The 12,710-nt window shown below is 65.4% G+C and carries 9 protein-coding genes; 6 read left to right on the forward strand and 3 right to left on the reverse strand.

The window, feature by feature from the left end:
• The first annotated feature begins 314 nt into the window (after positions 1 to 314).
• From CAG29_RS06590 to CAG29_RS06605, 4 genes are all read left to right on the forward strand, one after another.
• The gene (locus tag CAG29_RS06590) at positions 315 to 1,109 is read left to right on the forward strand and encodes a helix-turn-helix transcriptional regulator (protein ID WP_085583607.1); all 795 of its coding nucleotides are present in this window, start codon (positions 315 to 317) and stop codon (positions 1,107 to 1,109) included.
• A 68-nt stretch (positions 1,110 to 1,177) separates the two neighbouring features.
• The gene (locus tag CAG29_RS06595) at positions 1,178 to 2,590 is read left to right on the forward strand and encodes an efflux transporter outer membrane subunit (RefSeq protein WP_085694023.1); all 1,413 of its coding nucleotides are present in this window, start codon (positions 1,178 to 1,180) and stop codon (positions 2,588 to 2,590) included.
• A 141-nt stretch (positions 2,591 to 2,731) separates the two neighbouring features.
• On the forward strand, positions 2,732 to 3,337 hold the full coding sequence (locus CAG29_RS06600) for an SCO family protein (RefSeq protein ID WP_085583603.1): 606 nt from the start codon (positions 2,732 to 2,734) through the stop codon (positions 3,335 to 3,337).
• Complete coding sequence (locus tag CAG29_RS06605; RefSeq protein ID WP_085694024.1) at positions 3,337 to 3,816, forward strand: copper chaperone PCu(A)C; 480 nt, start codon at positions 3,337 to 3,339, stop codon at positions 3,814 to 3,816. Before CAG29_RS06600 ends, CAG29_RS06605 begins: the two co-directional genes overlap by 1 nt.
• A gap of 49 nt (positions 3,817 to 3,865) precedes the next feature.
• Here CAG29_RS06605 and CAG29_RS06610 read toward each other — a convergent pair whose 3' ends face one another.
• Entirely contained in the window at positions 3,866 to 4,282 is a 417-nt protein-coding gene (locus tag CAG29_RS06610) for an organic hydroperoxide resistance protein (protein WP_085694025.1), read from the reverse strand.
• A 195-nt stretch (positions 4,283 to 4,477) separates the two neighbouring features.
• On the reverse strand, positions 4,478 to 5,506 hold the full coding sequence (locus CAG29_RS06615; protein WP_085694027.1) for a sterol desaturase family protein: 1,029 nt from the start codon (positions 5,504 to 5,506) through the stop codon (positions 4,478 to 4,480).
• Between the two features lie 274 nt (positions 5,507 to 5,780).
• On the opposite strand from CAG29_RS06615, the gene CAG29_RS06620 reads away from it, so the two are divergent.
• Entirely contained in the window at positions 5,781 to 7,991 is a 2,211-nt protein-coding gene (locus tag CAG29_RS06620) for an LTA synthase family protein (protein WP_085583595.1), read from the forward strand.
• Between the two features lie 49 nt (positions 7,992 to 8,040).
• Here CAG29_RS06620 and CAG29_RS06625 read toward each other — a convergent pair whose 3' ends face one another.
• Entirely contained in the window at positions 8,041 to 10,071 is a 2,031-nt protein-coding gene (locus CAG29_RS06625) for a TonB-dependent receptor (RefSeq protein WP_085694029.1), read from the reverse strand.
• A 327-nt stretch (positions 10,072 to 10,398) separates the two neighbouring features.
• On the opposite strand from CAG29_RS06625, the gene katG reads away from it, so the two are divergent.
• On the forward strand, positions 10,399 to 12,666 hold the full coding sequence (gene katG, locus CAG29_RS06630) for a catalase/peroxidase HPI (protein ID WP_085583591.1): 2,268 nt from the start codon (positions 10,399 to 10,401) through the stop codon (positions 12,664 to 12,666).
• The last annotated feature ends 44 nt before the right edge of the window (positions 12,667 to 12,710 follow it).

The raw sequence follows: 12,710 nt of genomic DNA on the forward strand, positions 1-12,710 counted from the left end.
AAAGTCTTGTAGGACAATTGCCATACCTGCGGCACGCTCTAGATCCGGTTTTGCCGGCCAATCTCGCCGATCCTCCCGGTTTAGTGCCCCTGTGATTAACCGTTCAGTCACCGGGGCGATTTTCGCAGCCCATTCCGCGTAGGAATCGTGGGCGCATCAATTCAGAAAAGATGGCAATTTGTGTCCCCGCTTTCCCTTACAGACGCAAGACAAACCCATAGGCTTAAATCCCTGCTCAAGGAGAAACGGGACTTGCAGGGGCGTGTGCACGGCAGACGATTCGGTAAAGGCGTGAAGACAAGGATGACAAAGACATGAATCTGACCGGCAGTATCCGCAACACGGAAAACCCGCACTTCTACTGGCAACTGGGCGAATTGATCGCCAGCACCGGCGACGAACGGTTCGCTACCAACCTGTTCCAGTTGGTCGATACCCTGGTGCCGGTCAACCGGGTCGACCTGAGCGAATGGACGCTGGACGAGCGCCAGGCCAGCGTGGTCGAGGTCAAGGCACTGGGCAGCGCCGGCCAGCCGCAGACGTTCCCGCCCCCGGATCCCCTGCAGCGGCCGGACGACCATCCGTTGCTGCAGAAAATGATCGAGATGAACGACTCGCTGCTGATCCAGCTCAAGGCCTCGCTCCAGCACCGCCACCCGCATTTGGGTGTCCATCAATGCAATCTGGTGTCGCGCAACTCCAATCGCCGCTGCGTCATTTCGTTCTACCGCCCGCAAACGCACCGGGTGTTTTCCCTGCCGGAGCTGTCGTTCCTCAAGAGCCTGTCCGACACCCTGCTGCCGTTGATCGAGCGCCACGCCCACCTCAGCCGGCAGACCACCGCCCGACACCTGCGACCGCCCGTGGCCGACCAGGACCAGGCGCCGTTGCACCAGGTGTTCGAGGAGCGCCTGACCCTCAGCGAAATCAACCTGTCGGTGCGGGAAAAGGAAGTCTGCCTGGGCCTGCTGACCGGCGGCACCGTGCCGCAACTGGCCGAGCGGCTTCGGGTGAAGAACAGCTCCGTCGAGACCTACCTCAAACGCGCGACGGCCAAGCTGGGCGTCAGCGGGCGGCACGGTCTGGCGAAATGGATGGCCGGCGCCTGATCCGGCGGTCGGTTCACTTCGGGCCCCTGCACAGCGGCGCCCGTTCTTTGCGTGCATGAGGCTGTTTGATGTCCAGGTTGCCCTTTTCCCTGCTGTGCGCCGCCCTGCTTTTGAGCGGCTGTTCGTTGATTCCCGAGTATCGCCGCCCCGAGTCGCCCAATGCCGCGCAGTATCCGCAAGGCCCGGCCTACGCGGCGAACACGCAGCCTGCGGTCGGCGTCGACGACTGGCGGGGGCTGTTCAACGATCCGGCCCTGGAACAGTTGATCGAAAGCGCTTTGGCCAACAACCGCGACCTGCGGGTGGCGGCGCTCAACGTCGAGGCCTTCCAGGCGCAGTACCGGATCCAACGCGCCGACCTCTTTCCGGCGGTGTCGGCCAACGGCAACGAACTGCGCCGGCGCATGCCGCCCAGCGTCACCCGGACCAAGGCGATGATCACCTCGACCTATGCGGTGAACCTCGGGGTCAGCGCCTACGAGCTGGACTTCTTCGGCCGGGTGCGCAGCCTCAGCGAGCAGGCGCTGATGACTTGGCTGTCCACCGAAGAGGCCCGGCGCAGCGCACAGTTGAGCCTGGTGGCCAACGTCGCCAGCGCCTACCTGACCTGGCGCGCCGACCAGGAACTGCTGGCCCTGACCCAGGAAACCCTGGCCGCCGACGAACAGAGCCTGCGCCTGACCACCCGCAGCCGCGAGGCCGGCAAATCGTCGGCGCTGGAGCAGATCCAGGCGCAGACCAGCGTCGACAGCACCCGCGCCAGCCTGGCGCGCTATCAGCGGCAGGTGGCTCAGGACCTGAACAGCCTGACGCTGCTGGTGGGGGCGCCGATCCCCGAACACTTGCCGGCGCTGCCGCTGGCCAACGACCTGGTGGCGCAGCTGCCGGCGGGGTTGCCGTCGGACCTGCTGCAGCGCCGCCCGGACATCCTTCAGGCCGAGTACAAGCTCAAGGCCGCCAACGCCAACATCGGCGCGGCGCGGGCGGCGTTCTTTCCCAGCGTCAGCCTGACCGCCAATGCGGGAACGTCCAGCCCCGACCTGGCCGGGCTGTTCAAGGGCGGTTCCGGCGCCTGGACGTTCCAGCCGCAGCTCAACCTGCCGGTGTTCAACGCCGGCAGCCTGCGCGCCAGCCTGGACTACGCCAAGCTGCAGAAGGACATCACGGTGGCCGAGTACGAAAAGTCGATCCAGACCGCGTTTCAGGAAGTGGCCGACGGCCTGGCGGCGCGCAAGACCTACCGGGATCAGCTTCAGGCCCAGCACGACCTCGTGCAGGCCACCCAGGACTACTACGACATGGCGCAGCACCGCTATCTGAGCGGCGTCGACAGCAGCCTGACGTTCCTCGACGCCCAGCGCTCGCTGTTCAGTTCCCAGCAAGGCCTGATCAACGACCGGCTGGCGCAACTGGTCGCCGAAGTGAACCTGTACACCGCCCTGGGCGGGGGCTGGAAGGCGCCGCCGGACGCCGCCCGCTGATCGCGGCCATTTGTCGCACCATGTGTCTAGACCGCCGTTCGGCAGCCGGGAGCGCTCCCCGCTTTGCTATCATGCGCCGCTTTTACGGTAACCCCGCCCGGACGGCTGCACGCCGACGGGCTCGCAAAGGGCGCTAAATCGATGACCGCTTCGTTGACCCGCCGCCAGGTGCTGGCCGGCATGGGTGTGCTGGGCCTGGGCCTGCTCGCCGGCTGCGACACCCGTGGTGAACTGTCGTACAAGTACGGCAAGGATCTGAGCAACAAGATCCTGGGACGCACCTTCAAGCTCAAGGACACCGAAGGCAATACCCTGACGCTGTCGAGCTTTCGCGGCATGATGCCGATGGTCTTCTTCGGCTTCACCCAATGCCCGGCCATCTGCCCCACCACGCTTGCCCGTGCGGCGAAGATCAAGAAGCTGATGGGCAAGGACGGCGACCGCCTGCAGGTGATCTTCATCACCCTGGACCCTGAGCGCGACACGCCGCAGATCCTCGACACCTACGTCAAGGCCTTCGACCCGAGCTTCGTCGCGCTGTACGGCACCCTGGAAGAGACCAAGGCCACCGCCAAGGAATTCGACGTGTTCTTCGAGAAGGTGCCGGCCGGCGACACCTACACGATCTCCCACACCGCCACCAGCTACGTCTACGACTCCCGGGGCGAACTGCGCCTGGGCCTGTCCCAATCGCTTTCGGCACAAGAGTGCACGGAAGATTTGCTTACCGTTATGGAGGTCTGCTGATGCACCCCGTTCTGAACACCCTCAAACGTGCCGCTTGCGCCCTGTCCCTGCTGGGCCTGGCTTTCCAGGCGTCGGCGCAGACCAAGGTCGATGACGCCTGGGTGCGCGCGACCGTCGCCAGCCAGCCGGCGACCGGCGCGTTCATGACCGTCACCGCCGACAGCGACAGCAAACTGGTCAAGGTGGCGTCGCCGGTGGCCAAGGACGTGCAGATCCACGAAATGAGCATGAAGGACGACGTGATGAAGATGGGCCCGGTGGCCTCCGTCGACCTGCCGGCCGGCAAGGCCGTGACCTTCGACCCGAACGGCTACCACGTGATGCTGATGGGCCTGACCGGCCAGGTGAAGGAAGGCGACAGCGTGCCGCTGACCCTGACCGTCGAGAACGCCAAGGGCGACCAGGAAACGGTTGAAGTGAAGGCCGCCGTGCGTTCGCTGACCCATATGGAAGGCCACGATCACAGCAAGATGCATTGATCCCCGGCTGAACCGGCCTGCCCGCGCAACGCGGGCGGGCCGCCTGGGCTCAGACCAGTTTCAACTCGACCTGGATGTTGTTGCGCGTGGCCTTGGAATAAGGGCACACCTGATGCGCATCCTCCACCAGCTTCTGCGCGGCGGCGCGCTCCATCCCCGGCAGGCTCACGTTGAGCCGCGCCTGCAGCAGATACCCTCCGGCATTGGTGACCAGATCCACTTCGGCGTCCACGGCCACGTCCGCCGGAACGCTGATCTTCTGTTGCGCCCCCACCGCCTTCATCGCGCCGATGAAGCACGCCGACCAGCCGGCGGCGAACAACTGTTCCGGGTTGGTGCCGCCGCCGTTGCTGCCGGGCGAGGACAGTTTCACGTCAAGGATGCCGTCGGAACTGCGCGAAGCGCCGTCACGTCCGCCGGTGGTGTGGGTCTTTGCGGTGTACAGCACTTTATCGATCTGGCTCATGGCGATCTCCTGATTCAGAGGCACAGCCTGTCGTCTCGGCGCCCCCGCCGATCACCGACAGGCGCACCACCCATTTCGCACAGCCTTCTCACTATAGACGGGCGTTCACGGAATGCCGGGTGTTCGCAGGATTCATGCACACCACCCAAAACTGTAGGCGCTTGCCTGCAAGCGATGAGGCCAGCACAGGCGACATCACCGGTGCCTGACCCACCACCCTCGCCCCCACACGGATTTTGGGAACAGCTTGCGCGCCGTCTCCACGAACGGCGTGATGACCAGCCCGTACAGCGTCAGGTAACGCTCGCGATCCTGCTCCCCCGTGCCGAAGCGCAAGGCCTCAGGCTTCGGTGTAGTCACGTACAGCGTGCCGAACAGCCAGTCCCACAGCGACAGGTTGATGGCGAAGTTCTTGTTGAAATGGCGCGGTGCGTCGCTGTGGTGGATCTGGTGCTGGGCCGGGCTGTTGAGCACATGCTCGAGCGCAGGCCCGAACGACAGCCAGACATGGCTGTGGCGCAGGTTGGCCCCCAGGCTGTTGACGATCAGCACCAGCCAGGTCACGCCGAACAGGGTGTAGCGGCTGACCTCCCCGCCGCAGGCATACCAGACCGCGCCGGCGAAGGCGCCGAGGCCGGCGGTGATGACGAGCCGCTCGACCAGCGACTCGACGATGTGGATCCGGCTGGCCGTGGCCGGCACCAGCACCGGCGCCGAATGGTGGACCTTGTGGAATTCCCACAGCCAGCGGGAATGAAAGGCCCGGTGGATCCAGTAATGCAGGAAATCCCTGAACAGGAACACGCCCAGCCCGTAGGACACGGCGAGCAACGGATGATCGGGAAGTTGTTCCCGGGCGCCCCACAGTTGCGTGAAAAACCGCTGGTAGTCGCCGGAGCGCAGGATGTACGGATCGACCAGGCCGACGACCGGCAGCACCAGCGCGACCCGCAGGATGGCCTTGATGAAGTAGTAGCGGTAATCCAGCCACGCCGAGCGGTGGCCGTGGATCCGGCCGCCACCGATGAACTGCCAGAACGAACCCGCCCCGGTCAGGCCACGCCGTTTGCGGTGACGGTACAGTCCGTAGGCCACGGCGTAGGAGGCCAGCAGAAACACCACGCCGAGGCGCCCGTTCAGATCGAACAGGCCAAGGAACTGCCCGGTGACCGGAGCGATCACGAAATGGTTGAGGCCTGTCGAGAGCTGCGCGAACACATCCACGAGGATCGGACTCCATCAGAGGTGGCGCATTGTAAATCGCAATGTTTCGCAAATGCAGCCGGGCCGGATCAAAGGCATTAATACTTTTTAAATAGGTTGATACAAAAAAGCGTCCCCTGTCCCAACCGCCCGCGCCCGCGATTCGCCTGCCCGTGCCCGCCGGATGTGTCCGGGGCCGATCTTGGCCTGCGTTTAATCGCGCGATCCGAATGCCTGCCCTTGGTATCATCGCGCACACTTTTATGACGGTTTGATGGCTGGAAGGTCTTTTTTCGTGAACGCTCTCTTTCACCGGTTGCGGCATCCTCACGCCCGCCTCTTCTCCCTGATCACCCTGGCGCTGATCGTGCCCGTGTGCCTGCGTGCGGCGCTGGGATGGTCGTCCACGTTCGGTTACCTGTCGGACCTGGCCATCGGCAGCCTGCTGGTGGTGCTGCTGCACCGCCGGCCGTGGTGGCTGGCGCTGCCGCTGCTGCTGTTCTGGGGACTGCTGGCGGTGGCGACCGCGGAGCTTGTCAGCGCCGTCGGCCGCCTGCCGAACCCGGCGGACCTGCATTACCTGATCGACCCGCAGTTCGTGGAAAACTCCACCGGCGGCGGCTTCGCCCATCCCGGCGTGGCCGTTGCCCTGCTGCTGGCCCTGGCGCTGTGGCTGCTGACCCGTTGGGCCGGCCGCGCCACCGAAGCCAAGGCATTGCCCCGCGCCGCCTGGGCGGCGCCGCTGCTGCTGTTCGGCGCCCATTGGGCCGCGCAGCATGTCGCCCCCAGCGACGCCGACCCGTGGCGCCTGTACAACCTGCCCCATCAATTGCTCGCCGCCCAGGTCGCCGACGCGCAGATGCAGGCCGAAGAATGGCTGGCGGGCGACGTCGAACACACCGCCCCGCCCATGGCCGGGCTCACCGACCTGGACCTGAACGGCCACAAGCTGCTGAGCGCCCCGGGGCAGGCCCGCAACGTCCTGATCGTCGCCCTGGAAGGCATCCCCGGCGCCTACATCGGCGCCAACCGTGAGGCCATCGGCAGCCATTACCGGGAAAACCTCATGCCCAACCTCAGCCGCTGGGCCGAGCGCGGCATGAACACCCCGGACTACGTGCTGCACACCCACCAGACCATCCGCGGCCTGTACGCCATGCTCTGCGGCGATTACGACAAGCTCGATAACGGCACGCCCAAGGGCGTCGAGATGCTCACCCAGAACGAACGCAACCAGGCCTGTCTGCCGTCCCAGCTGCGCCAGCACGGTTTCGCCACCCACTACCTGCAAGGCGCCGGCCTGCGGTTCATGGCCAAAGACAAGATCATGCCGCACATCGGTTTCGATGCGACCCACGGCCTTGAATGGTTCACCCGCGCCAACTACCTGGAATTCCCGTGGGGCAAGGACGACAAGGCGTTCTTCGAAGGCGCGCTGGACTACGTCGCCCAACTGAAGAAGCAGAAGCAGCCGTGGATGCTCACCCTGCTGACCGTCGGCACCCACCAGCCCTACTCCGCGCCGGACGAGTACCTGCAACGCTACGACACGCCGAAACAGGCCGCCGTCGGGTATCTGGACGATGCGCTGGAAGTGTTCCTGACCGGCCTCGAACGCCAGGGCGTGCTCAAGGACACGCTGGTGGTGATCACCTCCGACGAGTCCCACGGCATCGACGGCGTGCGCCTGGCCTCGTCCTGGGGCTTCAACCTGACCCTGGCCCCGGAGCACGCGCAATTGCCGCGGCTGAACGCAGGCGTCTACGGCCATGTCGACCTCAGCGCATCGATCCTCGACTACTTCGACCTGCCGGTGCCCACCGCCCTGAGCGGCCGTTCGCTGTTTCGCGACTACGACACGGGCCGCGAGATCATGTCCTTCACCAACGGCAAGCTGCGCTACCACAACGGCCAGGGCGTGCTGACCGAGTGCGACATGCCGCGCCGCTGCCGGGATTACGCCAGCGCCGGCTTCATCGCCGACAGCGCCACGTTCAAGGGCAACGCCAGCGGCCAGAGCGCACGGCAGATCGCCGCCCGCGCCACGGCGCTGGACCTGTCGCTGCTGCGTTCGCCGCTGAATCAGCGCTACCAGTTCGGCAGCTCCAACGTGATCCCGCTGCAGGCGCAGATCAAGGACGACTGGGCCGACAACCTGATCGGCGCGCAGTACCTGGAGATGCCCAAGGGTTCCCACACCCGCGTGCGCCTGACCGTGCGCTCGGTCGATCCGGCGCAGGCCGCCTTCATCCAGCTCAAGGCCAAGGAAATGGAGCAGGACGTGCAACTGGGCCTGCCGACGGAAATGGTCGCCACCGCCGATCAGCCGCTGGAGATGGACTTCAGCTTCGACAACCCGATGGCGCGCAAGGCGTTCTCCTTCCACCTGCTGGGTTACGGGGCGGGCGCGGTCGAGGTCAGTGACTTCAGCGTGATCACCGAACTGCCCGGCCAGGATGACCTGCTGGACGAAGTGCCGGCGGACGACACGGCGCAGTCGAGCTGAGGCCGGCGCCGACGTCCCGCCTAGCGTGGGACGTCGGCGGATCCGTGGATCAGAACGTGGTGCGCAACCCCACCTGGATGCTGCGCCCCTGCGCCGGCGCAATGTCGCGCAGGATCGAACTGGCGTAGCGTACGGTCTGGTCAGTCAGGTTCTCGGCATTGACGAAGGCCAGCCATTTGCTCCGGCCGACATCGAAGTTGTAACCCACATTGGCCCCCAGCGTGGTGTAGCCGTCAGTTCGGCTTTCGTTGTCCGGCACGCGGTGCTGCGAGCTGGCGTGCTCGACATCGAGCCGCGCCTGCCAACGGTCCAGGCTCCAGACCAGCCCGCTGTTCAGGCGCAGCGGCGCGATGCGCGGCAGGTCTTGGCCGGTGTCGAGGTTTTTCGCCCGGGTGTAGTCGCCGGACAACTCCAGGGCGAATTTGCCGTAGGCGTTTTCGCCGAGCTCCCAGCGATCCTGCGCCTCGATTCCGCTGAAGCGCGCACGCACGCCCGAATAGGCGTACTCCGGCATGCCGTCGGCGTCTTGTTCGCCTTCATCATTGAGCGTGCGACCGGTACTCAACAGGCCGATGTAGTTGGAGAAGTGGCTGTAGAACACACCGACGCTGCCCTTGTGGGTGCCGTTGTCGAAACGCAGCGCCAGGTCGCTGGACACCGCCTTCTCTTTCGACAGGCCGGCATCGCCGACCTCGTAGGTGCCGGTAGCCACGTGGGCGCCGTTGGCATACAGCTCGTAGAACGTCGGCGCCCGTTCGGTGTAGCCCAGGGTCGCGGCGACCGACCAGACAGGCGTCAGGGTGTACACCGCACCGGACGACAGGCTGCCGGCGGTGAAGTTGCTGGAGCGGCCGGCCTCGGCGAAACGCTCCTTGCCTTTGGCGTCGGGGTCGACGGTGGTGTGTTCCAGGCGTCCGCCCAGGGTCAGCAGCAACCGGTCCGTGGCTTGCAGTTCCTCCAGGAGGAACAGCGCGCCGGCGTTGGTGTCGGTCTGCGGCACGAACGCTTCTTCGCCCAGCGCAGAGAATTCATTGCGGCTGACCTGGGCGCCGATCACACCATTGAGCGGCCCCAGCGGCTGGTGCCGGGCCTCGACCCGCGCTTCGTATCCTTTGTTCTTGAAGGTGGTGCCGGTTTCGCCGCCTTCGATTTCCCGGTGTTCGTAATCGGTGTAGCCGGCGTCGAACTTCACCGAACTGAAGGGGCCGTCCAGGTTGCGGATTTCCGAGGCAAAGGCGTAGTGGTCCTGTTGCATGCGGATGCGCACGTCGTCTTCGGCGGGCGAGCCGTAGTTCGAATCGTAATGGCTGTAGGAAAGACCGGCATAACCGTCGTCCCAGGTGTAGGAACTCCCCACCGCGCCGCCGTCCTGGCGACCGTCGCTGTTGGCCAGACGGTGCTTTTTCGCATCACCGTCATCGTCGGCGCGTTCACGGCCGGTCTTGGCGTAGCCGGGGATCTTCAGGTCGTTGAACTCCCGGGCGCTGGCGTCTACGTGCAACGCAAATTGCCCATTGCCCGCCTCCAGCTTGCCGGCGCTGCTGCGGGTGGTGTCGGCGCCGCCGTAGCGCAACTCGCCGGCACCGTGAATGCCGTCGATGGCTTCGGTGGGAATGCGGTTGTCGAAGGTGTTGACCACCCCGCCGATGGCGCTGCCGCCGTACAGCAACGCCGCCGGGCCACGGACGATCTCGACGCGCTCGACGTTGACCGGATCCAGCGGCACCGCGTGGTCATAGGAGAGCGACGAGGCGTCCAACGCGCCGACGCCGTTGCGCAGGATGCGGATGCGGTCGCCGTCCTGGCCCCGGATGATCGGCCGGCTCGCGCCGGGGCCGAAATACGACGATGAAACGCCCGGTTGCCTGTTCAGGGTTTCGCCGAGGCTGCCCTTCTGCTGAAACGTCAGGTCATCGCCGGACAGCACCGTCGACGGCGCTGCGAGGGTCTGGCTGCCCAGCGGGTTGGCGGTGATGACCTGCGGTTGCAGTTCGAGGGGTTCGGCGGCGACCAGGGGCGATGCGAACAGCAGCGCAGCGGCCAGGGGCGTCAGGCGCCAAGGGAGAGGACGGGCAGACATTTCTGGATTCCATAGACAGAAGAGTGAACGTCGCCGGCAGTCATGGACGACACGCCGAGACAGGATGAAACAAAATTAATGTTATACAATAACATTTCTATTTGCCATCACTGTTCTGCCAGCCGAGATGCGGCAACCGCTCAACCACGCGGTTCTCGCGGGTGCATCCCACGCATCAACACGGCGCATCACCCCGTAAAGACCTGAAAGCTTTCCCCTATCGGCCTCCAATAGTCGGCCTATTAGCCGACTGCCGGAGTCGGGACTAGCCTTACTAGTCCGAAGTCGGCACGAGCCGGCCGCAGAAGACCTGATAAGGACCCGGACATGGCAAACGAATCGAAATGCCCGTTCAATCACGCCGCCGGCGGTGGCACGACGAACCGCGACTGGTGGCCCAATCAACTGAACCTGAAGATCCTCAGCCAGCATTCGCCCAAGTCCGATCCGCTGGGCAAGGACTTCGACTACGCCAAGGCCTTCAAGAGCCTGGACTTCCAGGCCCTCAAACGCGACCTGACGGCGCTGATGACCGACTCCCAGGACTGGTGGCCGGCCGACTTCGGCCACTACGGCCCGCTGTTCATCCGCATGGCCTGGCACAGCGCCGGCACCTACCGCACCGCCGACGGCCGCGGCGGCGCCGGCTCCGGCCAGCAGCGCTTCGCACCGCTCAACAGCTGGCCGGACAACGTCAGCCTCGACAAGGCCCGGCGCCTGCTGTGGCCGATCAAGCAAAAGTACGGCCGCAACATCTCCTGGGCCGATCTGATCGTGCTGACCGGCAACGTCGCGCTGGAGTCCATGGGCTTCAAGACCTTCGGCTTCTCTGGCGGCCGCCCGGACGTCTGGGAACCCGATGAAGACGTCTACTGGGGTTCGGAAACCACCTGGCTCGGCGGCGACAACCGCTACGGCAAAGGCCCGGACGTGCAGCCGCCGGGCGACGGCACCCTGGTGGCCGAACCGGCCATCCACGGCAGCGAGGAAAGCCGCACCAACCAGGGCGAGCGCAATCTGGAAAACCCGCTGGCCGCCGTGCAGATGGGCCTGATCTACGTCAACCCGGAAGGCCCTGAAGGCAATCCCGACCCGGTGGCATCGGCCAAGGACATCCGCGAAACCTTCGGCCGCATGGCCATGAACGACGAAGAGACCGTGGCCCTGATCGCCGGCGGCCACGCGTTCGGCAAGACCCACGGCGCCGGCCCCGCCGACCATGTCGGCCCGGAACCGGAAGCGGCAGGCCTTGAGCAGCAGGGCCTGGGCTGGAAAAGCACCTTCGGCACCGGCAAGGGCGGCGACGCCATCACCAGCGGCCTGGAAGTGACTTGGACCACCACGCCGACGAAATGGAGCAACAACTACCTGGAGAACCTGTTCGGCTACGAATGGGAACTGACCAAGAGCCCCGCCGGCGCCCATCAGTGGAAACCGAAGAACGGCGCCGGCGCCGGCACCATTCCCGATGCCCACGACCCCGGCAAACGCCGTGACCCGACCATGCTGACCTCCGACCTGGCCCTGCGCTTCGACCCGGCCTACGAGCAGATTTCGCGGCGCTTCCTGGCCAACCCCGATCAACTGGCCGACGCCTTCGCCCGGGCCTGGTACAAGCTGATCCACCGCGACATGGGCCCGCTGTCCCGTTACCTCGGTCCGGAAAATCCCAACGAGGAACTGCTCTGGCAGGATCCGATCCCGGCGGTCGATCACCCGCTGGTGGGCGACAGCGAAATCGCCGAGCTCAAGAGCAAAGTGCTCGCCTCAGGGCTCACGGTGTCGCAGTTGGTCTCCACCGCTTGGGCCGCCGCATCCACCTTCCGCGGCTCTGACAAGCGCGGCGGCGCCAACGGCGGGCGTCTGCGCCTGGCGCCTCAGGTGTTCTGGGCGGCGAACCAGCCCGAGCAACTGGCCAAGGTGCTGGCGACACTCGACGGCATCCGCAATCAGTTCAACGACAGCCACGGCGGCACGAAAATCTCCTTCGCCGACCTGATCGTGCTGGCCGGCAATGCCGGCGTCGAACAAGCGGCGAAAAATGCCGGGCATTCGGTCACCGTGCCCTTCTCGCCCGGCCGCACCGACGCCACGCAAGACCAGACAGACGTGGACTCCTTCGGTTTCCTTGAACCGCACACCGACGGCTTCCGCAACTACGCCAAGGCCACGTACCGGGTATCGGCCGAAGCGCTGCTGATCGACAAGGCGCAACTGCTCACCCTGTCGGCGCCGGAGATGACCGTGCTGCTCGGCGGCCTGCGGGTGCTGGACACCAACGCCGGCCAAACCAAGCATGGCGTGTTCACCGACCGTCCCGGCACCTTGACCAACGACTTCTTCCGCAACCTGCTGGACATGGGCGTCGAATGGGCGCCGACGTCGAAAGCCGCCGATGAGTTCGAAGGCAAGGACCGCAAGACCGGCAACGTGAAATGGACCGCGACCCGGGTGGATCTGGTGTTCGGCTCCAACGCGCAGCTGCGTGCGCTGGCCGAGGTGTACGCCAGTGCCGATGCGAAGGATCAGTTTGTGAAGGACTTCGTGGCAGCGTGGAGCAAGGTGATGGAGCTGGACCGGTTTGACCTGAAATAGCGTCAAGCCAAAACCGGTGGGAGCGGGCCTGCCCGCGATGACAG

The organism is Pseudomonas sp. B7(2017), from assembly GCF_002112745.1.
GTDB classification, from domain to species: Bacteria; Pseudomonadota; Gammaproteobacteria; order Pseudomonadales; family Pseudomonadaceae; genus Aquipseudomonas; species Aquipseudomonas ekonensis.

What these genes read in the sequence shown, in the direction of transcription:
- CAG29_RS06610 (WP_085694025.1), bottom strand. Translation starts at nt 4,282, where the DNA reads ATGAGCCAGATCGATAAAGTGCTGTACACCGCAAAGACCCACACCACC.
- katG (WP_085583591.1), top strand. Translation starts at nt 10,399, where the DNA reads ATGGCAAACGAATCGAAATGCCCGTTCAATCACGCCGCCGGCGGTGGC.
- CAG29_RS06590 (WP_085583607.1), top strand. Translation starts at nt 315, where the DNA reads ATGAATCTGACCGGCAGTATCCGCAACACGGAAAACCCGCACTTCTAC.
- CAG29_RS06605 (WP_085694024.1), top strand. Translation starts at nt 3,337, where the DNA reads ATGCACCCCGTTCTGAACACCCTCAAACGTGCCGCTTGCGCCCTGTCC.
- CAG29_RS06600 (WP_085583603.1), top strand. Translation starts at nt 2,732, where the DNA reads ATGACCGCTTCGTTGACCCGCCGCCAGGTGCTGGCCGGCATGGGTGTG.
- CAG29_RS06595 (WP_085694023.1), top strand. Translation starts at nt 1,178, where the DNA reads ATGTCCAGGTTGCCCTTTTCCCTGCTGTGCGCCGCCCTGCTTTTGAGC.
- CAG29_RS06625 (WP_085694029.1), bottom strand. Translation starts at nt 10,071, where the DNA reads ATGTCTGCCCGTCCTCTCCCTTGGCGCCTGACGCCCCTGGCCGCTGCG.